The sequence below is a fragment of the Labrenzia sp. THAF191a genome, from assembly GCF_009363335.1.
Taxonomy (GTDB): Bacteria; Pseudomonadota; Alphaproteobacteria; order Rhizobiales; family Stappiaceae; genus Roseibium; species Roseibium algicola.
Window position 1 is genome coordinate 3114151 of the sequence record NZ_CP045333.1, and the last position, 24153, is coordinate 3138303.

At 60.7% G+C, this 24153-nt stretch carries 21 protein-coding genes; 9 read left to right on the forward strand and 12 right to left on the reverse strand.

The window, feature by feature from the left end:
* Nucleotides 1–21 precede the first annotated feature (21 nt).
* Entirely contained in the window at nt 22–795 is a 774-nt protein-coding gene (locus tag FIV05_RS14230; RefSeq protein WP_152510005.1) for an ABC transporter ATP-binding protein, read from the reverse strand.
* 299 nt (nt 796–1094) lie between these two features.
* Between FIV05_RS14230 and FIV05_RS14235 the strand changes: the two genes are divergently transcribed.
* Genes FIV05_RS14235 through FIV05_RS14245 form a run of 3 tightly spaced genes read left to right on the forward strand, consistent with a single transcriptional unit; the run spans nt 1095 to nt 4550 of the window.
* Nucleotides 1095–1739 carry a TetR family transcriptional regulator C-terminal domain-containing protein gene (locus FIV05_RS14235; RefSeq protein WP_031269085.1) on the forward strand — a complete coding sequence of 215 codons (645 nt, stop codon included), beginning with the start codon at nt 1095–1097 and terminating at the stop codon, nt 1737–1739.
* A 10-nt stretch (nt 1740–1749) separates the two neighbouring features.
* Nucleotides 1750–2946: a pyridoxal phosphate-dependent aminotransferase gene (locus tag FIV05_RS14240; RefSeq protein ID WP_152510006.1), complete on the forward strand. Its 1197-nt coding sequence runs from the start codon at nt 1750–1752 to the stop codon at nt 2944–2946.
* Complete coding sequence (locus FIV05_RS14245) at nt 2937–4550, forward strand: 5-guanidino-2-oxopentanoate decarboxylase (RefSeq protein WP_152510007.1); 1614 nt, start codon at nt 2937–2939, stop codon at nt 4548–4550. The genes FIV05_RS14240 and FIV05_RS14245 overlap by 10 nt, the downstream gene beginning before the upstream one ends.
* Before the next feature lie 22 nt (nt 4551–4572).
* On the opposite strand, the gene FIV05_RS14250 is transcribed toward FIV05_RS14245, so the two are convergent.
* Nucleotides 4573–6600 carry a sensor histidine kinase gene (locus FIV05_RS14250; RefSeq protein ID WP_152510008.1) on the reverse strand — a complete coding sequence of 676 codons (2028 nt, stop codon included), beginning with the start codon at nt 6598–6600 and terminating at the stop codon, nt 4573–4575.
* Nucleotides 6601–6651: 51 nt separating this feature from the next.
* Between FIV05_RS14250 and FIV05_RS14255 the strand changes: the two genes are divergently transcribed.
* From FIV05_RS14255 to FIV05_RS14265, 3 genes are all read left to right on the forward strand, one after another.
* Nucleotides 6652–7305 (forward strand): response regulator transcription factor, encoded by a 654-nt coding sequence (locus FIV05_RS14255; RefSeq protein WP_077292299.1) that lies wholly within the window; start codon nt 6652–6654, stop codon nt 7303–7305.
* A gap of 41 nt (nt 7306–7346) precedes the next feature.
* Entirely contained in the window at nt 7347–8060 is a 714-nt protein-coding gene (locus FIV05_RS14260; RefSeq protein WP_152510009.1) for an SH3 domain-containing protein, read from the forward strand.
* Nucleotides 8061–8143: 83 nt separating this feature from the next.
* A complete protein-coding gene (locus FIV05_RS14265; protein WP_152510010.1) occupies nt 8144–8917 on the forward strand; it encodes a hypothetical protein in 774 nt (257 codons plus the stop codon).
* Between the two features lie 424 nt (nt 8918–9341).
* On the opposite strand, the gene FIV05_RS14270 is transcribed toward FIV05_RS14265, so the two are convergent.
* Nucleotides 9342–11174, reverse strand: coding sequence for a VWA domain-containing protein (locus FIV05_RS14270; protein WP_152510011.1), 1833 nt, complete (start codon nt 11172–11174; stop codon nt 9342–9344).
* Between the two features lie 123 nt (nt 11175–11297).
* Complete coding sequence (locus FIV05_RS14275; RefSeq protein ID WP_075282626.1) at nt 11298–11708, reverse strand: hypothetical protein; 411 nt, start codon at nt 11706–11708, stop codon at nt 11298–11300.
* A gap of 344 nt (nt 11709–12052) precedes the next feature.
* On the opposite strand from FIV05_RS14275, the gene FIV05_RS14280 reads away from it, so the two are divergent.
* Complete coding sequence (locus tag FIV05_RS14280) at nt 12053–13636, forward strand: PAN domain-containing protein (protein ID WP_152510012.1); 1584 nt, start codon at nt 12053–12055, stop codon at nt 13634–13636.
* A gap of 69 nt (nt 13637–13705) precedes the next feature.
* On the opposite strand, the gene FIV05_RS14285 is transcribed toward FIV05_RS14280, so the two are convergent.
* The 6 genes from FIV05_RS14285 to FIV05_RS14310 form a co-directional block, all read right to left on the reverse strand.
* On the reverse strand, nt 13706–15133 hold the full coding sequence (locus tag FIV05_RS14285; RefSeq protein ID WP_152510013.1) for a carnitine 3-dehydrogenase: 1428 nt from the start codon (nt 15131–15133) through the stop codon (nt 13706–13708).
* The gene (locus tag FIV05_RS14290) at nt 15130–15894 is read right to left on the reverse strand and encodes an SDR family oxidoreductase (protein ID WP_152510014.1); all 765 of its coding nucleotides are present in this window, start codon (nt 15892–15894) and stop codon (nt 15130–15132) included. Before FIV05_RS14290 ends, FIV05_RS14285 begins: the two co-directional genes overlap by 4 nt.
* Before the next feature lies 1 nt (nt 15895).
* On the reverse strand, nt 15896–16813 hold the full coding sequence (locus tag FIV05_RS14295; RefSeq protein ID WP_031269089.1) for a 3-keto-5-aminohexanoate cleavage protein: 918 nt from the start codon (nt 16811–16813) through the stop codon (nt 15896–15898).
* 112 nt (nt 16814–16925) lie between these two features.
* The gene (locus FIV05_RS14300) at nt 16926–17708 is read right to left on the reverse strand and encodes a carnitinyl-CoA dehydratase (RefSeq protein ID WP_152510015.1); all 783 of its coding nucleotides are present in this window, start codon (nt 17706–17708) and stop codon (nt 16926–16928) included.
* Complete coding sequence (locus tag FIV05_RS14305) at nt 17708–19735, reverse strand: acetate--CoA ligase family protein (protein ID WP_152510016.1); 2028 nt, start codon at nt 19733–19735, stop codon at nt 17708–17710. The genes FIV05_RS14300 and FIV05_RS14305 overlap by 1 nt, the downstream gene beginning before the upstream one ends.
* A 3-nt stretch (nt 19736–19738) precedes the next feature.
* On the reverse strand, nt 19739–20899 hold the full coding sequence (locus tag FIV05_RS14310) for an acyl-CoA dehydrogenase family protein (RefSeq protein ID WP_023000392.1): 1161 nt from the start codon (nt 20897–20899) through the stop codon (nt 19739–19741).
* 77 nt (nt 20900–20976) lie between these two features.
* On the opposite strand from FIV05_RS14310, the gene FIV05_RS14315 reads away from it, so the two are divergent.
* Nucleotides 20977–21924 carry a helix-turn-helix domain-containing protein gene (locus tag FIV05_RS14315; RefSeq protein WP_152510017.1) on the forward strand — a complete coding sequence of 316 codons (948 nt, stop codon included), beginning with the start codon at nt 20977–20979 and terminating at the stop codon, nt 21922–21924.
* Nucleotides 21925–21991: 67 nt separating this feature from the next.
* Here the strand turns inward: FIV05_RS14315 and FIV05_RS14320 are convergent, their stop codons facing one another.
* A complete protein-coding gene (locus FIV05_RS14320; protein WP_152510018.1) occupies nt 21992–22354 on the reverse strand; it encodes a hypothetical protein in 363 nt (120 codons plus the stop codon).
* A 374-nt stretch (nt 22355–22728) separates the two neighbouring features.
* On the opposite strand from FIV05_RS14320, the gene FIV05_RS14325 reads away from it, so the two are divergent.
* Nucleotides 22729–23208, forward strand: coding sequence for a sigma-70 family RNA polymerase sigma factor (locus FIV05_RS14325; RefSeq protein ID WP_152510019.1), 480 nt, complete (start codon nt 22729–22731; stop codon nt 23206–23208).
* Nucleotides 23209–23223: 15 nt separating this feature from the next.
* On the opposite strand, the gene FIV05_RS14330 is transcribed toward FIV05_RS14325, so the two are convergent.
* A complete protein-coding gene (locus FIV05_RS14330) occupies nt 23224–24126 on the reverse strand; it encodes a LysR family transcriptional regulator (RefSeq protein ID WP_152510020.1) in 903 nt (300 codons plus the stop codon).
* Between the last annotated feature and the right edge of the window lie 27 nt (nt 24127–24153).

Below are 24153 nucleotides of genomic sequence, written 5' to 3' on the forward strand. Positions count from 1 at the left end.
GCGAAACGTCTGCGGGAGGGTCTAGTTGATCGAGCTGATGAATTTCTTCAGCCGCTTCGATTTCGGGTCGCCGAACACCTGGTCCGGCGGTCCCTGTTCCTCAATGATGCCGTTGTGCAGAAAGATGACGTGACTGGCGACTTCCCGCGCGAATTTCATCTCGTGGGTAACCAGGATCATTGTCCGCTGTTCACGGGCCAGATCGCCGATGACGCCCAGGACCTCTCCGACCAGTTCCGGATCGAGAGCGGATGTCGGCTCGTCGAACAACATGGCGAGCGGCTGAACGGCAAGAGCGCGGGCGATGGCTGCACGCTGCTGCTGACCGCCGGACAGGAAGGCCGGATAGGCATCCTGCTTCTCGTGCAGTCCGACACGGCGCAGCAAGGTTTCGGCGATGCCGACGGCCTCGTCGCGTTTCATGCCCAGAACGTGGATAGGTACTTCAATCACATTTTGAAGCACTGTCATGTGCTGCCACAGATTGAAGCTCTGGAAAACCATCGCAAGCTGGCTGCGAATGCGCTCGATCTGCCTGCGGTTGGCAGGGCGCAGGCCATGGTGGCCGTCGTTTTTCAGGTCGATTGTCTCACCATGGATGGTGACCGACCCGGCGCTGGGCATCTCAAGCATGTTGATGCAGCGCAGAAAGGTTGATTTGCCGGAGCCCGATCCGCCGATGATCGCAATCACGTCGCCCTGCCGGGCCGTGAGCGAGACACCCTTGAGCACCTCAAGAGCTCCGAAACGTTTAAAGAGGTCGCATACCTCGATGGCTGGCGCCGCTGGTTCCATCCTACCGCCATTGCCCGGCCTGAGCCGGTGCACTGTTGTTTCTGTTCCCCGCTGACCTCGTCTTTTTTGCCGGTGCGGCGTCAGCTCTCCGCCCGGTAAGTGTTGTCAGCTTTGCACTTGTCTCGTAATTATTCAACCGTATAATAACGAAAAAATCGATGCCGGTGCGTCATGCGACCGGAGATCATGGCGGAGGACACAAGAATGGCGCAGGAGGCGAAAGCGATGGCTGCAGCATGGTGCCTGACTTCGCCTATGAACCCGCCAGTGCGCGGAATTCTGCCGGTCCGGAGCCTGCCATGAGCCGTCGTCCGTTCCATCGCGCAAGTGAGGCCGAGAGACGTCAGGATCTCATCCGGGCGACGCTGGATTGCATTTCCGAATTTGGTCTGCGCGGCGCGACCGTTCGTGAAATCGCGGCACGCGCCGGTGTCACCCCCGGCCTGATCCGCCATTATTTTTCCAGCAAGGACCAGATGCTGCAGGATGCCTATCGGGAAGTCATGACCGGAATGACATCCACTGTGGCGGCGGCTGCCGATGGTGATCAGCAGAGCCCCAGGGCACGACTGCACGATTTCATCGTGGCCAACCTGACGCCGCCGGTTGCCAACGCACGGACGTTGTCGCTCTGGGCTGCTTTCATCAGTCATGTGCGCGTCGATCCGGCCTTTGCCGAAATCCACCTCGAGAGCTATCTCGCGTTTCGGTCTGTGCTGGAAACCCTTGTCGCCGAGGTGCTGGCCGAATCGGGTGAGCCACCCGATGCAAAGCGGTGCCGGGAGCTGGCAATTGCGATCAACGGCGTGATCGACGGTCTGTGGATCGAAGGCACGCTGGTGGGCCACCTCTTTTCCGAAACGCCCCTTCCGGGCGTTGCCATCCGGTCCGTCGAGGCATTGCTTGGCGGAATAAGCCTTGCCGCCAAACCACACTCTAACTGAGAGACCGACTATGCGTTATGCGTCGATCACCGACCGCCTTGCCCACCTGGGCTCGGGAAAATGGACTGTCCACATCAAGGCGCGCGAAATGGCGGCTGCGGGCGTTCCCGTTATCGAGCTGACGATCGGCGAGCCGGACATCCTGCCCGACGAAGCCTTGTTCGAGGAAGCCAACCGGGCGATGAGGGCCGGCCGTATCCGTTATTCCAACGGCCGGGGCGAGCCGGGTATCGTTGCTGCATTGACGGAAAAATATCGCAAGCGCCGGCCTGACGTGAACGAGCAGAACGTCCTGTGTTTCCCAGGCACGCAGACTGCCCTTTTTGCGGTGATGCTGGGCCTTGTGGAGGCCGGCGACGCCGTTCTGGCAGGTGATCCGCTATATGCCACCTACGAAGGCGTTATTGCCGCGACCGGCGCGCATATGGTGCCGGTGCCGCTCCGCCCTGAAAAGGGTTTTCACCTTCAGGCGGAAGATCTTGAAAAGGCAGTCACTCCGGACAGCCGGGTGCTCCTGCTCAATACACCGCACAATCCGACCGGGGCGACGCTGACGGCTGGGGAAATTGCCGCCATCGGTGAGGTTTGCATCAAGCACGACCTCTGGATGGTCTGCGACGAGGTGTATGAAAAGCTGATCTTCGAGGGAAGTTTCGCTTCCCCCTTCGACCAGCCGGCGCTGGCGGACCGGACTATCGTGGTGTCCTCTATCTCCAAATCTCACGCCGCCCCCGGCTTCCGGTCCGGCTGGGCAATCGGTCCGGAAGAATTCTGCACGCGGTTGCTGGCGGTTTCCGAAACCATGCTTTTCGGCGGACAGCCGTTCATCGCGGACATGACGGCCATGGCGATTGCCGGAGATTTCGACACTGCCGAGCGCATGCGGGAGAGTTATCTGCGGCGGGCGAAGCTCATCATCGGGCATCTGTCCGGACACGGTGCCCTGAAGCCCATGATGCCGGAAGCTGGCATGTTCCTGCTGGTGGATGTCAGTGCAACGGGACTGGATGGTGCCACCTTTGCCGAAAGGCTGCTGGAGGAAAAGCAGGTCGCGGTCATGCCTGGGGCCTCCTTCGGTGATCAGGCGACGAATTTCATCCGGTTGTCGTTGACGGTGGCCGATGAAACGCTTTCCGAAGCAACAGACCGCATCGCGGCCTTTGCGGACAGTCTCGGCAAGGACGAGGAGAACCGCAAATGGGCGTAGTGACCAAAACGGTCGGTGAGGCTTTGATCGATATTCTTGAGGCCAATGGCGTGGAAGCCGTCTTCGGCATTCCCGGCGTGCACACGGTCGAGCTTTATCGGGGGCTGGCTGCCTCCGAAATCCGCCACATCACCCCGCGCCACGAACAGGGGGCCGGGTTCATGGCGGACGGATATGCCCGCGTAACCGGGAAACCCGGTGTCGCGCTGGTGATCACCGGCCCGGGCCTGACCAATACGATTACCGCGATGGCCCAGGCCTATCAGGATTCCGTGCCGATGCTGGTGATCTCGGGCGTCAATGTACGCGCAAGCCTTGGCCATGGCCGGGGCAAGCTGCACGAGTTGCCGGACCAGCGCGCCATGATGGCACCGCTTGCGATGATGACACACACGTTGCTGGAGCCCTCGGACCTTCCGGCTGTCATGGACCGTGCCTTCGCGATCCTGCAGTCGCGGCGTCCGGGGCCGGTCCATATCGAAATTCCAACCGATGTGATGGTGGAAAAGATTGCCGTTGGAGACCTGCGCGCATCAAAAGCCTGCGGCCCGCGGGCGGCTCAGGCACACGTGCGAGAGCTTGCCGAAAAATGTCGCAAGGCCCAGCGCCCGGCGATCCTGTGCGGTGGCGGTTCCGTTGCTGCCGCAGACAAGATCCGATTGCTGGCGGAGCGGATTGACGCGCCGCTGATCACCACGGTCAATGCGCGGGGCATGTTTGCGGGGCATCCGCTCTCCGTTCCGGCCAGCCCGAGCCTTGCCGCCGTCCGGGACCTGCTTGCAGCCTCCGATCTGGTGATAGCGCTCGGCACGCAGATGGGCCAGACGGATTACGACATGTATGCCGATGGCGGCTTTCCGGAGCTAGCTGATCTGGTGCGGGTGGACATCGATGCAGACCAGCTTGCCCGGGGTCCTGAGGCTGCGCTGCCGGTCCTCTCCAGTGTTGACCAGTTGCTGGACGACCTTCTGCCGCTGCTTGAAGGTCCCGGTACGGAGGCGGAGGGTGCTGCACGGGCCAAGACTTGCCGAGAGGCGGTTTCAACCTGGTTGAGCCCCAAGATGCAGGCGGAAATCGGCGTTCTGGAGACGATCCGCGAGACGTTGCCCGGCTGCATCATCGTCGGTGACAGCACGCAGGTCATCTATTCCGGCAACTTGTCCTTTGAAGCAGGCCGGCCGCACGGCTGGTTCAACGCGGCAACAGGTTTCGGTGCACTTGGATATGGCCCTCCGGCCGCGATAGGTGCCAGCATCGGCGAACCTGACACACCTGTGATCTGCCTTGTGGGTGATGGCGGGCTACAGTTTTCGCTTGCCGAAATCGGCTCTGCCAGGGATTGCGGAGCCAGGGTGATTTTCCTGGTCTGGAACAACGACGGTTATGGCGAAATCCGCACCTACATGCTGGATTGCGGGATTGAGCCGGAAGGCGTGACACCATCAGCACCCGATTTTGGCAAGATCGCCGAAGCCTATAGTTTGCCGTCCGTGCGTCTCGATGACGTGTCGGAACTCGGGACCGCTCTGAAGCGGTTTTCAGACCTGTCCGGCCCAAGCCTGATCGAAATCCACGAAACAGGCACGCGCGGGGCCACAGTCTGACGCGAGACCCTGCCGGCTTTGCTCAACTTGAGGCCGGCAAGGACAGCCTGAATTGCGTTCCCCTGCCTTTTACAGACTGGCAGGTGAACGCAAGCCCGTGTTCACGCGCAAGGTCGTGACAGACCGAAAGACCAAGGCCATGTCCGCTGGACGTGCTGCCTTTTTCGTAGGCCTTCAGGAAGGTTTGCTGTTCGGTCTCGGTCAGGCCTGGTCCCGTATCGAGCACACAAAGCTCCAGTGCCTGTCCACGGTTTCGGACGCCAATCAGGACCTTGCCTTTTTCGGTGTATTTGACCGCGTTGGAGACCAGATTGCTGGCGATGCGCATCAGGACCATGGGCGGCACGGCGGTCTTGCGGGTTGATGTAACCCGTCGCAACTTCAGGCCTTTTGAGATCGCTTCCTCGCCAAACATCTGCTGGACCGTGTCGAGAACAAGCGAAAGTTCGTAGCTCTCGGTTTCCGCCGGTTCTGCGCGGGTGATGGCGATGTCTTTCTGGGTGTGGTCTTCTTCGCCGGTTGGATCGGCGCTTTCGGCTGTCTCTGTGCCATCGTTCCGCGGTGCCGTTTCCGTCAGGTAGGAATTCGACAGGGCCTCCATGTAGTCGAATGCCTCTGCGAGACGTTGGCGAACCGACGGTTCCATATGGTCGGCAAGATGGTCGAAGCTGAGCCTCAGTGAAGTGATCGGCTGTTTCAGATCATGGGAAGCGGTCGCCAGTTGCCGCTGTCGCAGGCTGGCCAGATCGCGGGCGCGCGTGTAATTGCGCTCGGCCACGAGCAGCTCCCGACTGCGCTTTGCTTCCGCTTCAAGGGCAGCGATTTCGGCCTGAACGGCATTTGCGTGTTTGTGGCGCAAGGCAACGATATGGGCGGTCAACCCGGTCATGGTGGCAATCAGCAGGCAGGAGAAAATACCCTTGACCGTGCTCGCAACTGGCAGGATTTCAGTCTCGAGGCCAACGACCATCAAGGCAATCAGCCCAACGACCAGCACGGTGCCAAAGGCTGAAACCAGTTCCGAGCTGACATGTGCCGCGCCTTCGCTGCGTCGCCAGCTGCGGCCTGCCAGGAAAACGGAAATGAACATCAGCGCCAGCAGCAGATAGCCGAAAAACGCGACATAGGTGCCGGGCGAAAAGAAAGACAGCCCGAAACCGGCTATCGACAGGGCGGAAAGGGCTGTCAGGCCGATGGAAAGTCTTGTCTCGCGGCCCGCGGTGGCGACAGAGCGGCCGGAAATGACGAAGCCGAGGCCGGATAGGGAAAACAGCAGGAAGAAGCCTGTCGGAGACTGGAGTTCAGGTCTGTCGGGAAAGAAGAACCGGAACCAGAGGCCGTCAATATAAGCGATGAAAGCAAGCCCGAGCCCGAACTGGACGGCGTAGAGCATGCCGATCCAGTTTTTCATGGCCAGATGAAAGCCAAAGAAGAAAATCAGGCAGGAGATCGTGAAGGCGTAGAACGCCGTATGGGTGATGCCAGACGCAAAGGCTGAGGCTTCAAGCTCCACCGGTGTTTCCAGCGCCATCTTGAAGGACTGGAAAGGCCCGAACTTGAAATTGACCAGAAGGGTGACCCGCTCTTGCGGTGCAATCTCGAAGACAGGCGTGCGCAACCTTGTGACCGAGTGGTCTTCCGGTGCGAAGGGTTCGAAAATCGAATAACTGATCAGGCTTTCGGTAAAGCCGCTTTCGCGGATGACATAGGCATCCAGTTCACTGACCAGCGGCAGGTCGATCGTCAGCACGAAAGGGTCCGGCGCACGGCCATCGTTCAGTGTTGCGTTGACGATCTCGACAGCGGCCCAGGCTTCCGGTGCATAGTTGCTTTCTAGCAGAGAGGCCTTGAGGGTCGGAGAGAATTTGCCGGAGCGGAACCGGTTCAGGATGTCGGCAAGAGATGCTGTCGGATCGCTCTCATAGACCAGATGCGGCTTCAGGTCGCCAATCCCCTGGCCGGGCTCGAGGCGCACAGTTTCTGCCCGGGCGATGCCGGTCACAAGAAGGCTGAAAAACAGAAGGGCCCACAGGTGCAGAATTCTGGTCATTTCCCCAAAGGCATGTCAGATAGAAGGACTGCAGCTGCTGGATCGAGAGCCGTGAAAGATCAAAGATATAGTGCCATCATTGCAGACGATCACGCAATCGTTCGCTCGGGTTTGCGCGACGCTCTGGAAAAACCGGGCCTGATCGAACCGGAGGGGATCAACGTGCTGGCGGAAGCCGGCGACGGCCTCAGCGCGATAGCCGAAGTGCGCAAGCAGCGGCCAGACCTCCTGTTGCTGGATGTCTCCATGCCGATGGCAGGCGGCGTGGAAGTGCTGATCGAGGCAAGGCGCTGGTCGAAGGAAACCAGGGTGGTCGTGCTGACAGGCATTTCCGCTGTCGGGCTGATATCGGATCTCATCGAGGCCGGGGTCGATGGCCTGTTCTCGAAAGCCTCGGACAATGCCGAGTTCTACCAGAAACTGCCGGGTATCCTGCGCGGACAGCGGCATATTTCGGACGTGTTTCTGAAGATCCTGGAAGAGACGCCCGCGCCGCCGGTTCTGACGGACCGGGAGCGGCAGACGCTGAACCTGATCCTCGCGGGGCGATCCAACAAGGAAATTGCCGAAGGGCTCGGTATCAGCGTCAAGACCGTCGACAAGCACCGCACCAGCCTGATGCAGAAGCTGAACGTGCATTCGGTGCCGCAGCTGATGGCCAAGGCGCTGAAGGAAGGCATGATTGATCCATCGCGGGAACTTTGACCGGAGAATGCCTGTTCTGGCCGGAATGGGGGATCGGCCCCATGGCCGACAGTCAGCCGCCATGCGTTACTGCTGCAAGTGACCCGCAAAAGGATTGTGCCATGCGCCCCTATTTCAGACTTTCAGCCGCCTCGCTTGCCGCGATACCCGTTGCCAGCATGCTGATCACGGGCTCGGTCCAGGCGCAGGATGACGGTTTTCGGGAGATCCGTGTTGCTCCCGGCACGGCGGTCGCCGCCAATTTCATGGATGTGCTGATGCCGTTTCTGCAAGGCCATCCGGAGAGTGACGAAGGCAATGCTGCGCTCGACCTGAAGGTGCGCAAGGCCGACAGCGGCTACAGTGTCGATATCGTCATGACGGGATATCTTGATGACAGCCTTTCCGGTGAGCATTACAGGGGCACCGTTGTTCACACGGCGACGGGCGAATGGGAGCTTCTGGAGATGAAGGTCAAACCCTTGTGCGCACGTGGTGTGAATGTCGGCGGGATATGCACCGCATCCGCAGCACCACCTGCCATGTTCCGGTCTTCCGGCGCCGCTGACGGTCGGTTGATGTGCGTCAGCATTGCGCAGGACGATGTTCTGAATGTACGGCAGGGCCCCGGAACACGGCATGCCGTTACCGGCGCTCTTGCGGCGGGAACCTGTAATGTGGAACTTTCCGAGAGCTGTGAGGGAAGCTGGTGTGAAATCCGTTCGGGCTCGGTGTCCGGATGGGTGAATACCCGTTACCTTGAGCCCGCCAATTGAAAGACATATCGACGAGCCCCATGCCTGTCAGAAATCAGCATCAGCGCAGATCTGCCAAAAGCCTTCTCATCGGAGGCTTGCTGATGTCTTGCGCAACTGTCGCGGTTCTGGCCAGCGGCTTGCCGGAGCCGACATTCCTGGAAAGCGGCAGCAACGACCTGATCCGCTTTCAGAAAGGCGAGGTGCCGGCACCGCCGGTTACGCTGGAGGCCGCCCCGTCAGCCGCTCCGGAACCGGTAGAACCTGCCGAGATGCGTGCGCCCGAGCACCGGCTGATGGACAGCGAGGGGGCTGCTGCCGAGATTGCCCCTCCGCCGCCAGCGCGGCCGCAGTCACCGGCGCTTGCTCCTGCACCCTCCGACGCCCCATCCTGGACGGACCGCATGGATCTGGAGTTAGATCCGGCCATCGGCCGGACTGCCCCCCAGAGGGAACGGATTGCGCCGGCTGCAGCGCCGAAACAAAATTCGCAAAAACGGGAAGCCACTGGTGCGGACGCCCAAGGCTTGAACTCTGCCATCGAAAAGTCCGCCGCAAGGCGTGCGCAGGAAGCTGTGCCACTGGAGGAAGCCGCAGATGCCGATGATGCGATTTCCGCGCGGCTGGTGACGGTCTGCCTGACCAATCCGGACGATGCCAGCGGTGCCAAGGGCTTTGATATCCGGCGAGATGGTCCGCCGCGCTATGTTGCCGATGTCGGCGCGACGGCCTGTGCCCGCTTCGAGCCAACACGCCATACGATCTATCTCTGGAAGACCAACGACCTGGGTGCGCTGTCGCTGATCCTCTCCAGCCGTCTCGATCTGGTCGAGGCAGACGGGACGCAAGTTTCCCTGGACTGGTTGCGGGACCGATAACCGGCCCGACAGCGCAAACGCGCAGCCACCAGATTTATTCTCGAATTTGTCAGTCGTCCGCAGGACTCTGAGAATGAGTGGATCCCGGCTCGCGCTCCGCTTGGCCAGGATGACGAGGGAGAAGTTCCCCGAATGTCATCCCGGGCGAGCAGCGCGAGACCCGGGATCGGGGAGGCACAGGCTTCTTTTGTTTTTCGGGTGCCCATTTCGCTGGCCCTCGGCTCCCCGGTCCCGGATCTTCGCTGCGCTGCGTCCGGGATGACGAATGGAGGGGTGACCATGGGAGAGTTGACCATGGGAGGGCTGACCAATGGAGGGATGGCGCATGAAGTGACGGCGCAGGACGACGGTCAATTGAGGGGGAGAATAACAAATGGAAACCGGCAGGCGGGCCTGCCGGTTTCTGTGCGGGCTGTGGGGGAACCTAGCGCTCGGCGACGTCCGCGAGACGGACGAGGGTCAGGAATTCAGACCGGTAGCCGAAGCGATCAGAACCCCTGTTTTCACTGGCGAGTTTTTCAATCGCCTTGAAATCCCAATCTCCCAGGTGATCGGTGCCTTTCAGCTTCTGCCCGAAGGCGGCAACTGACGCGGCAAAGAGGGTTTCCGACATCGGAATACCGCTTGTATCTGCCATGACCGGTGTCTCGATCAGGGTACTTTCCTTGTCTCCGGGCAGCTTGTAGCGCAGCTTCACGAAGGCGAGTTCACCCGAATAGGAAGCACGAACGGGTTCGATCGTCTCCTTGGGGCCGTAGCGCAGGTCCGAGAACTTTTCCGCCGGCGAGCCGACAGGGGTGATTTCATAAAGGGCCGTGACGTTGTGGCCCGCGCCGATATCGCCGGCATCGACCTTGTCGTTCCTGAAATCCTCTGTTCTGAGCGCCCGGGTTTCGTAACCGATCAGGCGGTATTCGGCGACGGTCTCCGGGTTGAACTCAACCTGTATCTTGACGTCCTGGGCGATCATGGAGATGGAGCTGACCACCTGGTCCACCAGCACCTTGCGGGCTTCGGACAGCGTGTCGATGTAGGCGGCAACGCCCTGTCCGTTCTGCGCAAGGGTCTGCATCAGTTCATCGTTGTAATTGCCGCGTCCGAAGCCGAGAACGGAAAGCGCCGTGCCGTTTTCCCGCTGTTCAGTGACATAGCGTTTCAGGCTGTCCGGGTCGGAGAGGCCGACATTGAAGTCGCCGTCGGTGGCCAGGATTATCCTGGTCTGCTCGCCGTCGCCGGTCATTGTTTCGGCCAGAGCGTAGGCTCCTTTCAGACCTTCATGACCTGCCGTTGAGCCACCGGAGGTCAACGCGTTGATCTTTTCCAGGATCCGGCTCTTGTCGGTAACCTTGGTCGGCTCCAGCAGAACACCGGAGCTGCCGGCGTATGTGACGATCGCCACTTCGTCCTCGTCGCGGAGCGTGGACAGCAGCAGGCGGAAGGATTGCTGCAACAGCGGCAGCTTGTTGGCATCGGCCATGGAGCCGGACGTGTCGATCAGGAACACGAGGTTCTGCGGGGGAAGGTCATCGAGCGGCACCTTGTAGCCCTGGATGCCGACCTGCATCAGCCTGGTGTGTTCGTTCCACGGGGTGTCGATCACGGAAACATTGGTGGAGAAGGGGTGACCGCCCTTTTCGGGCACGGGGTAACTGTAATCGAAGTAGTTGACCATTTCTTCCACGCGCACGGCATCCGGGTTTGGCAACCGGCCGCCGGACAGCGTGCTGCGGACATAGGAATAGGAAGCGGTGTCGACATCGACGGAGAAGGTCGATACCGGTTCCGCGCTCGTGCGTTTCAGCGGGTTTACTTCTGCGGATGCAAACCGTTCCCTGTCTGCAGGTTGAACGGTTGGCATTGCCGGTGGTTCTGGCTGAGCCACCTTTCTCGGGGCAGAGCCGCCGCTGCCGGAGGAAAGTGACATCAGGCCGCCGGTGGTTGCCTCCGAGCCAATCATTAGTCTGTCCTGAAATGCCGGGGCCGGGGCCGGGGCAGGCTGGGGGGCTACGGCCGGACGTGAGATGTCCGCGATGACGGAGTGGCTTTCCTCCTGTTTTCTGCGCTGGGTTGTCGAAACCGAGGCATCATCGTCTCGCTCACCTGCGATGTTCATCCGGCCGGCTTCTTCCGCCGGGCTTGTGAGCTTTTTCCCGAGCTCCTGCCAATCGATGGTTTGCGAGGCGATGCCGGCGAAGGCGATTGTCATCAGCGAAGCGGAGCTGATCAGCAAGGTTCTGGGCATGTGTTTGCCAAACATGAGACAAATCCTTTTCGTCGCCCGGAGGAAAGGTCCGGGTGTCGGGGTGATGGGGAAAGGTTGGGTAATGTGCCGGGCAAGAGCCGCGCCCTCACGGCGCGGCCTTGGTGTGTTTACCGGGTGTTACCGGAACACGATGCGGTAGCTTGCGCCCTTGCGGCAGACCGAGGTGCTGGAGTCCGCGTACCAGGTTTTCAGCAGGTTCCAGCGGCCGTTGGATTTCAGCTTGCGGAACTGGACCCGGACAAAGGTGCTGGCGTTGTTCACGCCTTCCAGGTTCCGGGTGACCTTGTAGGTGCCACCGTGGGCGATGACGCGGTTGGAAATGTTTTCCGAGCGCCAGCGGTTGGAACCGAGGTCACGGTAATCGAGATCGTAAAGCTGGATCGGCTGGCCGGTGTTGTTTTTCACCGTGATGTTGACCTTCTTGCAGATGTCGAACAGGGCGGCTGCCGGGGTCACGGCTCCGAGGGAGGCAACGCCTGCAATGGCGAGAACGGTGGCGGCTGCTGCGGTTTTGGCAAGGGCTTTCATTGGTCAATTCCTTTCTCTTGAATAATCTCCTTTCGGAGGAGGTATCGATCTTTCGATGAGAGAAAGGTGCCAGAACGAGCGGGGTGTCAGTATGGGGTCGATACCCCAATCGCGCGTCTGGTGAGGTACCTGAAAGCGGGCCGGTCACCGCAACCAGCGGGTTGAAGACACGTTTCGATATTTGGTCTATTGCTGCTTCGTCGCCTGCTTTGAAAAAACGATTTCGAGATGACGATTTCATTCCCGGACCGGCCGTACCGGTCGACCTGAGGCCCCGGCTTTTTCGGGCGCCCGATCAGCCCTGCCAAAACTATTTAAACGGATTGCCTGGAGAAGGAGTGCCCATGATTTCGAGATGCCTGGTGTTTATCCTGTTCTGTCTTGCCGCAACGGTGGCGAAAGCGGCCGATGTGTTTCCGTCGAACGCGGAAGGTTGCGACTATCATTTGCGGGGTCAGATCGTCTCGGGTGATGCGGAAAAGCTCAAGGTTCTGCCGATCAACTCGCAAGGCATCACGCTGTGTCTCGATAGCCCCGGGGGCAGCTTTGCCGAAGGAAAGCGGCTGTTCGACACGATCTGGGACCAGGATATCGCAACCATGGTGCGTTCGGGAGAACGGTGCGAATCCGCCTGTTCGCTGGCTTTCCTTGGCGGCAGCATGCGGATCGGGACAGCCGTGATCCGCTTTCAGATGCGCTCTCTGCGTCCAGGGGGCAAGCTCGGTTTCCATTCACCCAGCCTCAACCTGCCGAACGAGAACAGTTACCCTGCCAGCGAAGTCCAGACTGCCTTTGCGATTGCGCTGAAGGCTGCCGAATCCTTTTTCGATATCAAGCTGAGCGAAGAGCACGACGTCGAAGCCATGACGGATTTCCTCTATCAGCGGATCCTCGGCACGCGTCCCGAAAACATGTTTCACATAGAGAGCATCGGCGATGCGGTGCTGGCCAATATCACCGTCACCGGACTGACACCACCAGCCTCGATTACGGAACGGGAAATCGCAAATATTTGCGACAACGCCTATGCGGCCAATCTGATGGATGGTCGGCCGGGATATACGACCAGTTCACAATACTACGACGAAATCCTGATCGGTGATCCGGATGGCGACCGGAAAGTGGTGCTGACTAGGCGGGGAGAGGACCTGATCGGCAAGGTCTTCAACTATGATACTCCGAGCAAATTCTCGGCGCTTGGCTGTTTGGTCCGGATATCCGACGACTGGAAACGGTTCTGGGATACCGATTACAGCCCGCTCAGCGTCCGTTTCGAGCAGTATTCCGTTGGTGACGATTTCGGTGACGGGGAGGCCGAGGAATTTTCCGCGCCTTACTGGTATCTGCTGCCGGCTTCCCTGAAGCTTGACCAACAGGCAGAAAGAAACGTTGCGGGGCAGAATGACAATGCGCCCGCGTCTGCACCTGCTGCGTCAGGCGAGGGCGGTTTCGTTCGCCTGAGCGGCTATGATCTTTATGGCGGAGATCTGCCGGATGGTGTGCTCCGCAACATGAGCGCGGAGGACTGTATCTCGTCCTGTCGTGCCAGAAGCGGCTGTGATGCCGTGACCCACGACCGGTGGAACCGGATCTGCATTCAAAAGTCCGTCGGTGACAGCAATGGCAGGCTCTATCTTCTTTCCAAGGCCGACACCTATGTGCAGCGGGCTGCCGCCGGGTCTCTCAAACCCAATCTGAGCGTGCCTGTCCAGACGTTTACCAAACAGAACAAGGGCTTTCCCGGACAGCCGGATGAAAGCCTGCAGGCGGGATCGGCCGGCCAGTGCGAGACGCTCTGCACGGAACGCACCTGCCTCGGGTTCAACTGGTCTGCCGGGTCTGGAAGATGCGATCTGTTCGCGCGGCCGGGTGTCTATTCAGATGCCGAAGGTATCGTGGCCGGGTTCATGGTTCAGCCGGCCCAATAGGACCATCCAGTAGGACCGCCCAACAAAACAGGCCCGTCCGCGGTTCCGTTGACCGCGGACGGTGTCTGATCAGACTGCCTTCTGTCCGACGAAGCGGCCGGCACCTTCCGGAAAAGGCAGGGCCTTGTGGGCGTCGGCGAAGGCCTTGAGCTTTTCGCCGACTTCCGCTCCCGGCAGGGAACTGGCGCGGGTGTTGAGATCGACATGGAGCAGAAGGGTTTCCATGGTCGCGGCAAGTTTGCCGTCAGCGTTTTTCAGGAAGTGAAACAGCTGCATCTTCTTGCCTTCCCCCTGGAGCACCTGGGTCGTGACCGTCAGGCGTTCGCCCGCCAGAAGCTCGTCCAGATAGCGCAGGTGATTTTCAACGGTGAAATAGCTCTTGCCGGACGCGATATAGTCGGCATCCGCGCCGATCAGCTCCATGAACCGGTCGGTTGCGGCAGCACCTGCTTCCAGGTAGTGCGCCTCGTTCATGTGGCCGTTGTAGTCGGTCCAGCTCTGCGGGATCTGGCGGTCTCCCGTGATCGGCAGTTCAGCCTCCGCCGGTGCCGCCAAAGCCCGTTCATGGGTATTGAGAACGCCGCCTGCACCGCTGCCGCTTTTCTTCAGTGCTCGCATCATGCCGACGAGATTGTCGTCGCGCAGGCGTTCCAGCTCGCGGATGGAGCGATGGCCGGACTGGGCATCGGACTGACCGGCGATCAGGTCGACCAGCTCGTCGGTGAATTCCGGCACGTCCATCAGTTTGGTCCAGGGCCAGGAGAGGCATGGACCGAACTGGGCCATGAAGTGCTTCATGCCGGCTTCCCCGCCGGCGATACGATAGGTCTCAAAAAGGCCCATCTGCGCCCAGCGCAGACCGAAGCCCATGCGGATTGCCTCGTCGATTTCTTCGGTCGTGGCAATGCCGTCCTTCACCAGCCAGAGCGCCTCGCGCCAGACAGCTTCCAGGAACCGGTCGGCAATGTGGGCGTCGATCTCCTTGCGGACATGAAGCGGGAACATGCCTACACTGCGCAGGACCTCGGCCGCGCGAGCGGTTTCGGCCGCATCACCGACAAGTTCCACCAACGGCAACAGATAGACCGGGTTGAACGGGTGGGCGACGACGGCGCGCGCGCCTTCGCTGGTCAGTTCGGACGGCTTGAAGCCGGATGTCGACGAGCCGATGACGGCGGTCTTGGGCGCGAGCTCCGTCAGGCTGCCCAGGACCTTGTGCTTGAGGTCGAGGCGTTCGGGAACGCTTTCCTGCACCCAGTCAGCACCAGCGGCTGCCTCGGCAAGATCTGAATGGAACGACAATTTGCCTTCGTCCGGCAGGCGCTTGTCATAGAGCGCGGGCAGGCTGCGGCGCGCATTGTCGATGACTTCGCCGATCTTGCGTTCGGCTTCCGGGTCGGGGTCGAAGACGGCAACGTCCCAACCGTTCAAAAGGAAACGGGCGGCCCAGCCGCCACCGATCACGCCGCCGCCGACGATGCATGCTTTTTGGGTCATGGTGCAAGTGTCTCCGTGTGGCCGTCGATGGCCAGGATCTGTCCTGAAATGCGGGCGCCTGCTTCGGACGCCAGAAAGTGAATGGTGTTTGCCACATCCTGGGCGGTGACCCAGGTCTTGAGTGAAACACCCTTGACGTAGCTTTCTCGAATGGCCTCTTCGGTCTCGCCGCGCGCTCTGGCTTCCATCGCGACGACCCTATCCATCCGCTCCCCTTCCACCGCGCCCGGGCAGACCGCGTTGACGCGAATGCCGTGGGGGCCGAGCTCCATTGCGAGCGTCTTGGTGAGGCCGACAATCGCCCATTTTGCGGAGGCGTATGGCGAGCGGAACGGGTAGCCGTAAAGTCCGGCGGTCGACGAGGTGAGCGTGATCAGACCGTGCCCCTGAGCTTTCAGCACTCTGGCCGCCCAGCGGCAGGTCAGGAAGGCTCCGTGGAGATTGGTCGCGACGCAGCGTTGCCACTCCGCGAAGTCCAGCGTCTCGATCGCCCCTGCAGGGCCGCCCGTGCCGGCATTGGCGCAGACCACGTCGATGCCTTTCCAGCGGTGTTCAAGGTCGTTCAGGAACGCGGACATTTCCGCTTCGCTGGTGACATCGGCAACAGCAGCGATCGCCTTGCCATTGGCTTGCGAGAATGCGGAAACGGCTGCAGGATCCGCATCACAGATCGCGACTTCGTCTCCGTCCGCCAGGAACCGTTCCGCAATGGCGCGGCCGATCCCGGACGCTCCGGCCGTGACGAGGACCCTGCGGCTCATGTCAGGCGCTCACCGGCGCGCGTTTGGTCAGGCCAAGCTTTTCACGAACGGCCTGCGGGCCGATGATCTTGGCGCCCATGCCTTCGACAACGCCGACGGCCTTCTCGACCAGCTGTGCATTGGTGGCAAGCACGCCTTTTTCGAGGAAGATGTTGTCCTCAAGGCCAACACGGACGTTGCCGCCGGCCAGGATGGAGGCCGCCACATAGGGCATCTGATCTCGGCCGAGGCTGAAGGCCGACCAGGCCCAGTCATCCGGAATGGCGTTGACCATGGCCATGAAGGTGTTGAGGTCGTTCGGCGCGCCCCAGGGCACACCCATGCAGAGCTGCACCAATGCCGGAGAAGCAAGCGTGCCTTCCTTGACGAGCTGCTTTGCAAACCAGAGGTGGCCGGTGTCGAAGGCTTCGATTTCCGGCTTCACGCCCAGTTCGGTCATCATGGCCCCCATGGCGCGCAGCATGCCGGGGGTGTTGGTCATGACATAGTCGGCTTCGGCGAAATTCATGGTGCCGCAGTCGAGCGTGCAGATTTCAGGCAGGCACTCGCGGATATGGGCCATGCGCTCCGTTGCGCCGACCATGTCGGTTCCCTTTTCAACCAGCGGCAACGGGCTTTCTGTGGACCCGAACACGATGTCGCCGCCCATGCCTGCGGTGAGGTTCAGCACCACATCCACATCGGCGGCGCGGATGAGATCCGTGACTTCCCGGTAGAGGTCGAGCCGGCGGGAGGGAGTGCCGGTTTCCGGATCGCGCACGTGGCAATGGACGACGGCGGCCCCCGCCTTGGCGGCATCGATGGCGCTGTCGGCGATCTGCTTCGGGCTGCGCGGCACATGTGGAGACTTGTCCTGGGTACCGCCCGACCCGGTGACGGCGCAGGTGATGAAGACTTCGCGGTTCATGGTCAATGGCATTTGGTTCTCCTGGATCAGCGACAGTTCAACCGGAACCGATTGAACTGCCGGAAACTGATTGTTTTTAACGTGTCAGGTCATCTTGTTGGCGTTCATGCCGAAGCTGGATGATCTAGCGGCCCTTCCAGACCGGGTCTCGCTTTTCGGCAAAGGCGCGGGCGCCTTCCTTCTGGTCTTCAGAGCGATAGAGCTTTTCGACCGTTTCGAACTGGCTTCCGGTGATGCGGTTGAGCGCGTCCTGGAATTTCATGTCTTCTGCCTCGCGCACGATTTCCTTCAGCGCCGCATAGACAAGCGGAGGACCGGAAGCGAGCAGCTCGGCCAGTTTCCAGGCTTCCGCCATCAGGTCCTTTCCAGGATAGATGTGGTTGATCAGGCCCCAGCGGGCGGCTTCCTCTGCTTCGATCCATCGGCCTGTCAGCAGCATTTCCATGGCGATGTGATAGGGAATGCGCTTCGGCAGCTTGATGCTGGCGGCATCGGCCACGGTGCCTGAGCGGATTTCCGGCAGGGCGAAGGAGGCGTGCTCCGCCGCCAGGATAATATCGGCAGACAGGGCAAGCTCGAGCCCGCCGCCACAGCAAATGCCGTTGACGGCAGCTATGACCGGCTTGTTCAGGCCGCGCAGTTCCTGCAGGCCGCCGAAGCCGCCCTTGCCGTAATCTCCATCGACGGCATCGCCTCCGGCGGCCGCCTTCAGGTCCCAGCCGGGGCAGAAGAATTTTTCCCCGGCACCGGTCACGATGGCAACACGCAGGTCCGGATCGTCCCGGAAGTCGGTGAAGACGTCTCCCATGATCCGGCTGGTCATCAGGTCAATGGCGTTGGCCTTTGGCCGGTCGAGCGTGACAGCCAGTATGTGGCCGCGTCTTTCGGTCTTGATGGGGCTTTCCATCAGTTCCCTCCCATTCTTACCAGTGCATCGGCGGCGACGGCATAGTCCGCACCGCAGAGCAACGGGTTGATTTCTACTTCTTCGACCGGTGCCGACAGAACAAAGCTCTGTACTGCCTGCACAGCTTCAACAATCGCTTCCAGATCGCAAGGCGGCTTGCCGCGATATCCGCTCAGGACACGGCCGATCTTCAGATTTTCAAGGGCCTTCTTGATCTCGTCCTCGCCTGCCGGAACGATCAGCGAAGTGCTGTCTTCCAGAAGTTCGGTCAGGATGCCGCCTGCTGCGAGCGTCAGGACGTAGCCGTGAGCCGGATCCCGCACAATGCCGACAAGCAGTTCGCCAAGGCTGGCAATGATCATCTCTTCCACCAGAAACGACGAGGTCGGCATCCCGCTTGCGGCGGAGTGAACCTCGCAAGCCGATTGCAGATTGAGCGCGACTGCTCCGGCTTCGGTCTTGTGGGCAATGCCGGTGCCCTTCAGCACCACCGGGTATCCGATGTCTTCGGCAGCCTGGGCAGCCGCTTCCGGTCCATCTGCAAAAGTGCTCGCGGGAACCTTGAGGCCATGCTTTTTCAGCAAGGCTTTTGCCTCGTGCTCGGAAAGAAGGCGGGGATCAGCGACAGGCTGTGGAACCCGGATCGGTTCCGGCGAAAGTGGTCTTGCCAGAAAGGCAGCCGCCTCAATGGCCGTCAGTGCATCGTCCAGCCCGCAGAGAGGCACGAGACCACGCTTCATCAAATCGGCTGCAAAGGTTTCCGGCATGGTTTCGGGGAGCGAACTCAGGATCGCCATCGGTTTGCCGGAAGCTTTCATCGCCGCTTCCACCGGCTCGATCACCTTCAACCAGTCTTCCGGGTTACAGCGATCCATTCTCGGAATATCGAGAATGACGATGCCAAGGGCGATGTCCGCCTGCATCATGGCAGTGTAGCACCGGGTCATGGCCTCGCCGTCACCCCAGATGTAGGTGTGGTAGTCGAGTGGATTGGCGAGAGCGACCTTGGGGCCGAGGGCTTCTGACAGCGCGGTTCTTTGCGCGGGAACGAGTGGCGGGAAAGTGATCCGGCGGCCGACGGCGGTGTCGGCAATCAGGCTGGCTTCACCACCCGAGCAGGACATGGACACGATGTTGGTGCTCGGCAAGGGGCCTGCGACGTGGACCAGCTTCAGGGTTTCCAGAAGGGCCGTCAGGCTGCCGACCCGGGCAATGCCCAGCCGGTTGAAGAGCGCGTCGGACCCAGCCGTGCTACCGGCAAGGGCGGCCGTATGGGAGACAGTTGCCGCTTGGGCTGCCTCGGATCTGCCGACCTTGACGGCCACAACCGGCTTGCCGAGTGCGTGCGCCTTGCGCGCGAAACCTTCAAAGGCTGCAAGATCGTCGAGCCCTTCGATGTGCAGACCGATGGCAGTGACCCGGTCATCGTCCAGGAGGGCGCTGCCAATGGCGGACAGGCCCGTCTGGGCCTGGTTGCCGGCGGTCATCAGATAGGCAATCGGCAGGCCGCGTGTCTGCATGGTCAAGTTCAGCGCGATGTTGGACGATTGCGCGATGATCGCAACGCCGCGGTCGACCGGGGTCAGGCCATGCTGATCCGGCCACAGGGCCGCGCCGTCGAGCGCGTTGAGAAAGCCATAGCAGTTGGGGCCGAGGATCGGCATCTCGCCTGCCGCCTCGATCAGGGCGGCCTGAAGATCCGCGCCGTCGGCAAGCTCCCGAATTGCTTCGCTGAAACCGGAGGCAAAGCAGATGGCGCCACCGGCACCGAGGCGTGCGAGCGAGCGGACAATCTCGACCGTCACGTACCGGTTGACGCCGATAAAGACCGCGTCGGGGGCGGTGGGAAGATCTTCCACGGTGGCATAGGCCCTGCAGCCGTCGATCTCTTCACGGCTTGGGTGGATCGGCCAGAGATCACCCTCAAAACCGGCCTTGCGGCATTCCCTGAGCACGTTCCGGCACCAGGAACCGCCACCGATAACAGCGACCGTGCGTGGCCGGAGCAAGCGTTCGAGTGAGCGCATGGATCAGGCTCCGAGCGGGCGGAAGATGTCGCGGCTGATGATGTGGCGCTGGATCTCGCTGGTGCCATCCCAGATCCGTTCCACGCGGGCGTCGCGCCAGAAGCGTTCGATGGGGAAGTCGTCCATCAGACCCATGCCACCGAAGATCTGCAGCGTCGTGTCGGTGACGCGCGCCAGCATTTCGGTCGCGTAAACCTTGGCACTCGCAATCTCGCGGTTGGCGGGCAACCCCTGGTCGAGACGCCAGGCTCCGGCAAGCGTCAGCCAGTCGGCAGCATCGATTTCGGTGATCATGTCGGCGACCTGGAAGCTGACGCCCTGGAACTTGGCGATCGCCTGGCCGAACTGCTTGCGCTCGGCGGCATAGTTCACCGCATAGTCGAAACAGCGGCGGGCGCGGCCAACGCTCATGGTGGCAACCGTCAGGCGGGTGGCATAAAGCCATTCGTTCATCACCTCGAAGCCACCGTCGACCTCACCAAGGACCTGGCTGTCCGGCAGGCGGCAATTGTCGAAGTAAAGAATACAGTTCTTGTAGCCCCGGTGGCTGACGGAGCGATAGCCGTCACGCACCTCGAAGCCGGGTGTGCCCCGGTCGACCAGAAAACAGGTGATGCGCTTCTTGGGGCCTTTTGGTGTTTCGTCAACGCCGGTCGCCACAAACACGATGAAGAAATCCGCGTGTTCGGCGCCGGAGATGAAATGCTTGGAGCCGGAGACCACCCAGTCGCCGCCGTCGCGCACTGCCTGGCATTTCATGCCGCGCACATCCGAGCCGGCGTCGGGTTCTGTCATGGCCAGCGCATCCATCTTCTCGCCGCGCACGGCCGGCAGAAGGTAGCGCTCGATCTGCTCGCCCTTGCAGGCCATCAGGATGTTCTGGGGGCGACCGAAAAAGTGGTTCAGCGCCATCGATCCGCGCCCCAGTTCCCGTTCCACCAGGGTGAAATCAAGATGGCTGAGGCCCGCGCCGCCCACTTCTTCCGGGAAGTTACAGGCGTAGAAGCCGAGATCGATACATTTGCGCTTGATCTCCTCGCCGAGTTCGGCGGGAACCTGGCCCGTCTTCTCGACAAGTTCTTCATGCGGGTAAATCTCGTTTTCAACGAAGGACCGGACCGTGGAGACGATCATCTCCTGTTCTTCGCTCAGCCCAAAATGCATCGGAATCTCCTCTTGCCTCAGGCCGACGAGAGTGAGACAAACGGGCTTGCCCCATTGTGCAATTTTGGTTTGAAATCATGCCGATTTCACAAAAATCGAATTCGGTTCGAAAAATCTGCGTGCTGTTGTTCGAAAGCTTTTCGAACCACTGCCTGGCGAATGCGATCGAGCCGTTCCGGGCAGCGAATACGATCGCCCGAAAGCAGCTCTATTCCTGGCAGCATGTGAGCCTTGCCGGAGGGACCGTCACGTCATCCAGCGGTCTGCCGGTGGCGACGTCTGCCTGGTCGGAGGCAAAGCCTGGTGGCGATTATCTCTTTATCATGCCGAGCTACGGTTTCGAGGCCTTTGCAGGTCCGTCAACCGTGCGCGCCTTGAAGGCCGCAAGGCAACGGTTCGGCACGTTGGTCGGCATGGATACCGGCGCATGGCTGTTGGCGGCCGCCGGTTTGCTGGAGGGACGCAAGGCAACGATCCACTGGGATGAACTGACGGGATTTGCCGAAAGATTTCCGGATGTCGATGCAGTGGAGGACCGTTTTGTGCTTGATGGCAACATCTGTACCTGCGGCGGGGCGTCGACAACGTTCGAACTGGCGCTGGAACTGATCAAGCGGCATCATAGCCCGATGTTCGCGCTCGAGGTGGCGGCCCTGTTCATGTATGGCGACAAGCTGGACATGCACGATCCGCACAAGCGTTTGTCGGCGGATGCCCTGGTGCGCAGCGCGACTGCGCTGATGCGGAGAACCATCGAGGCACCGATGCCGATTGAAAATCTTGCCCGGCAGCTGAAGGTGGACCAGCGTACCCTTGAGCACCGGTTCCAGCGGGAAATGTCGATGACGCCACTGGGGGTCTACAAGGCGATCCGCCTGCGCGAGGCGCGCCGGCTTGTGGAATTGACCATGCTGGGGATTGCGGAAATTGCAGAGCGTTGCGGCTATCGCAACGCGAGTGCAATGACCCGAGCCTACCGGCAGGAATTCGGCCAGTCGCCACGTGAGCACCGGCGAAGCAGATAGTCCCGGCCGATAAACGAGAAAGGCCGCGCTAAACGCGCGGCCCTTTCTTGGAAGGTTTGAAAAGTCCTTACTTGTGCGGGAAACCGGCTTTTGCGGTACCGTTCCAGTCGCCCTGGAAAGGCAGGATATGCAGCGGCTTCTTCGCCCTGGCACCATGTGCCCTTGCATCGGCAACCTGCTGCTGGGCAATTGTCAGCCGTTCTTCGCCATTGTAACTGCCGACAACCGGCAGGATCAGCAGATTGCCACTGCGCGCTTCAGCCAGAGCCTTTGCATTGACGGTCTGCTGGATGCGGACGGAAACAGGCTTGTCGCCATTGAGATCGCCGCGGGTGTCGTCCGGGTCGATGGCGAAGGCGTTGCCGGCCAGCGCACCGGATACAAAGGCTGCGGTCAGCAGGGTCGACAGAATTTTCTTGGAAGTACGCATGATCTTGCTCCATGTGTCTGTTTAAACTCATGAATGACTGCAGAGCCCTGTTTGCTCCGCAGGCTGTTCATGCCGGGAACAACGACACGAATGCTGATCGGTTGCGGCGGTGGCGGTAATAACATCAACACAAAAACATGAGGCCCTGTGAGAGAGGCCAGGCCTTGCGAGGCGCGTGTTTCCACACCACGCACGCGTTCATCAAAGTCATTCGGCAAGCGGTGCCCGGGTCACCGACCCGTGAAAGGCGCGGGAGCCGGAGAGGCCGTTTTGTATCTGTTTTTCAAACCGCGATGACAAGGTCTTGAGCGCGCTTCTGCCAACACCGTCACGTCTTACATCTCGTCCAGAAACAGCAGAACAGGAATGTCACGATGGCCTGCACCAAGGACGACTTCACCAGAGACCTTCAGAGCGAAATCCCGCATTTGCGCAGATACGCCCGTTCTCTTACGCGAAACCCTGAAGCCGGTGATGATCTGATGCAGACGTCGCTGGAAAAGGCGCTGCGGCATCACGCCAGCTTCCACTGCGGTACGCAACTGCGCCGCTGGCTGTTCACGATTGCCCGTAATGCCTATCGCGACGAACGCAAATGGCTTGCCCGGCGCGGTGACCACCTGCCCATCGAGGACTGGCTTCAGGAAACCCAGGCAGCGCCCGCTCAGGAAAAGCATCTGGAGCTGGAAGACGTTGCCAGGGGCATCGCCGGACTTCGACCGGAAGACAGGGATGCTCTCGAATTGCGGGTGTTTTCGGGCCTGTCCACCGGGCAAATTGCCAAGCAGACGGGTGTGGCCGTCGGGACAGTGAAAAGCCGGCTCTCCAGGGCGCGGCAGACATTGTCCGTGTAGGGCAAGCCGCTCCGTTTAGTTGGCGGAAGCATCGCCCAAAAGATCGACAAGAAGCTTTGCGACATGCTGCAAGCCGGTGTCGTTGGCGCGACGCCGGTGCCAGGCCAGGTGCAGGGGAAACCCTGAAACGGGGATCGGTGGCGCGAACGAGATCAGATCGCCTGCGAAGGGAAGAATGCGTGAGGGTAGCATGGCAATCATGTCCGATCCGCGCAGGAGATCGGGCACCATCTGGAAAGATGGCACCACTAGACCTACCCGGCGCGTGCGACCAATGCGCGCCAGCTCGCCGTCGAGCGGTGTCCTGATGTCTCCCTTGCCGGAGACAAGTACATGCGGAAAAGCCAACCAGCTATCGAGATCGAAGTTGCTTGCCGCAGGATGTTCCTGTCGCATCGCAACGCGGTAACTTTCATCAAAAAGCTCTTCCCGGTGGAGCTCTTCATCCTCTCCTGGAAACACCGAGACCGCGATATCGGTGTTTCCATCGAGAAGGGCGGTCCGTGCCGCCGGAGCACCACGCCAGGGCTGGAGGACCAGATCGATACCAGGTGCGGTTGCCTGAAGCTGCCTTTGCAGTGAGCCGATGACATAGAGCGCCGGAAAGTCGGTCATGATTATGCGCAAGGTCTGGCGTATGTCCTTCAGCGGAATGGTCTTCGGTGTCAGGAGGTCATCTACTCCTGCCAACAACGACTTTAACGGCGCGCGCATGGACACCGCCTTTGGGGTCAGGCGCATGGTGCCGTGCCCGCGCTCCAGCAGCTCGTCCGCGAACAGGTGCCGGCAGCGCTGCAAGGCAGCAGACATGGCTGGTTGGGACAGACCTATCCGGCTGGCAGCGCGGCTGACGTGTGCTTCGTCCAGCAGCGCATCAAGAGCGACAAGGAGGTTGAGATCGACAGAACGTAAATTCATGAAATCAATAATATCATAGATCAATTA

What these genes read in the sequence shown, in the direction of transcription:
- FIV05_RS14290 (WP_152510014.1), bottom strand. Translation starts at nt 15,894, where the DNA reads ATGAGCCGCAGGGTCCTCGTCACGGCCGGAGCGTCCGGGATCGGCCGC.
- FIV05_RS14325 (WP_152510019.1), top strand. Translation starts at nt 22,729, where the DNA reads ATGGCCTGCACCAAGGACGACTTCACCAGAGACCTTCAGAGCGAAATC.
- FIV05_RS14250 (WP_152510008.1), bottom strand. Translation starts at nt 6,600, where the DNA reads ATGACCAGAATTCTGCACCTGTGGGCCCTTCTGTTTTTCAGCCTTCTT.
- FIV05_RS14295 (WP_031269089.1), bottom strand. Translation starts at nt 16,813, where the DNA reads ATGCCATTGACCATGAACCGCGAAGTCTTCATCACCTGCGCCGTCACC.
- FIV05_RS14275 (WP_075282626.1), bottom strand. Translation starts at nt 11,708, where the DNA reads ATGAAAGCCCTTGCCAAAACCGCAGCAGCCGCCACCGTTCTCGCCATT.
- FIV05_RS14320 (WP_152510018.1), bottom strand. Translation starts at nt 22,354, where the DNA reads ATGCGTACTTCCAAGAAAATTCTGTCGACCCTGCTGACCGCAGCCTTT.
- FIV05_RS14240 (WP_152510006.1), top strand. Translation starts at nt 1,750, where the DNA reads ATGCGTTATGCGTCGATCACCGACCGCCTTGCCCACCTGGGCTCGGGA.
- FIV05_RS14310 (WP_023000392.1), bottom strand. Translation starts at nt 20,899, where the DNA reads ATGCATTTTGGGCTGAGCGAAGAACAGGAGATGATCGTCTCCACGGTC.
- FIV05_RS14260 (WP_152510009.1), top strand. Translation starts at nt 7,347, where the DNA reads ATGGCCGACAGTCAGCCGCCATGCGTTACTGCTGCAAGTGACCCGCAA.
- FIV05_RS14280 (WP_152510012.1), top strand. Translation starts at nt 12,053, where the DNA reads ATGATTTCGAGATGCCTGGTGTTTATCCTGTTCTGTCTTGCCGCAACG.
- FIV05_RS14265 (WP_152510010.1), top strand. Translation starts at nt 8,144, where the DNA reads ATGTCTTGCGCAACTGTCGCGGTTCTGGCCAGCGGCTTGCCGGAGCCG.
- FIV05_RS14305 (WP_152510016.1), bottom strand. Translation starts at nt 19,735, where the DNA reads ATGCGCTCACTCGAACGCTTGCTCCGGCCACGCACGGTCGCTGTTATC.
- FIV05_RS14245 (WP_152510007.1), top strand. Translation starts at nt 2,937, where the DNA reads ATGGGCGTAGTGACCAAAACGGTCGGTGAGGCTTTGATCGATATTCTT.
- FIV05_RS14230 (WP_152510005.1), bottom strand. Translation starts at nt 795, where the DNA reads ATGGAACCAGCGGCGCCAGCCATCGAGGTATGCGACCTCTTTAAACGT.
- FIV05_RS14235 (WP_031269085.1), top strand. Translation starts at nt 1,095, where the DNA reads ATGAGCCGTCGTCCGTTCCATCGCGCAAGTGAGGCCGAGAGACGTCAG.
- FIV05_RS14330 (WP_152510020.1), bottom strand. Translation starts at nt 24,126, where the DNA reads ATGAATTTACGTTCTGTCGATCTCAACCTCCTTGTCGCTCTTGATGCG.
- FIV05_RS14270 (WP_152510011.1), bottom strand. Translation starts at nt 11,174, where the DNA reads ATGTTTGGCAAACACATGCCCAGAACCTTGCTGATCAGCTCCGCTTCG.
- FIV05_RS14300 (WP_152510015.1), bottom strand. Translation starts at nt 17,708, where the DNA reads ATGGAAAGCCCCATCAAGACCGAAAGACGCGGCCACATACTGGCTGTC.
- FIV05_RS14315 (WP_152510017.1), top strand. Translation starts at nt 20,977, where the DNA reads ATGCCGATTTCACAAAAATCGAATTCGGTTCGAAAAATCTGCGTGCTG.
- FIV05_RS14285 (WP_152510013.1), bottom strand. Translation starts at nt 15,133, where the DNA reads ATGACCCAAAAAGCATGCATCGTCGGCGGCGGCGTGATCGGTGGCGGC.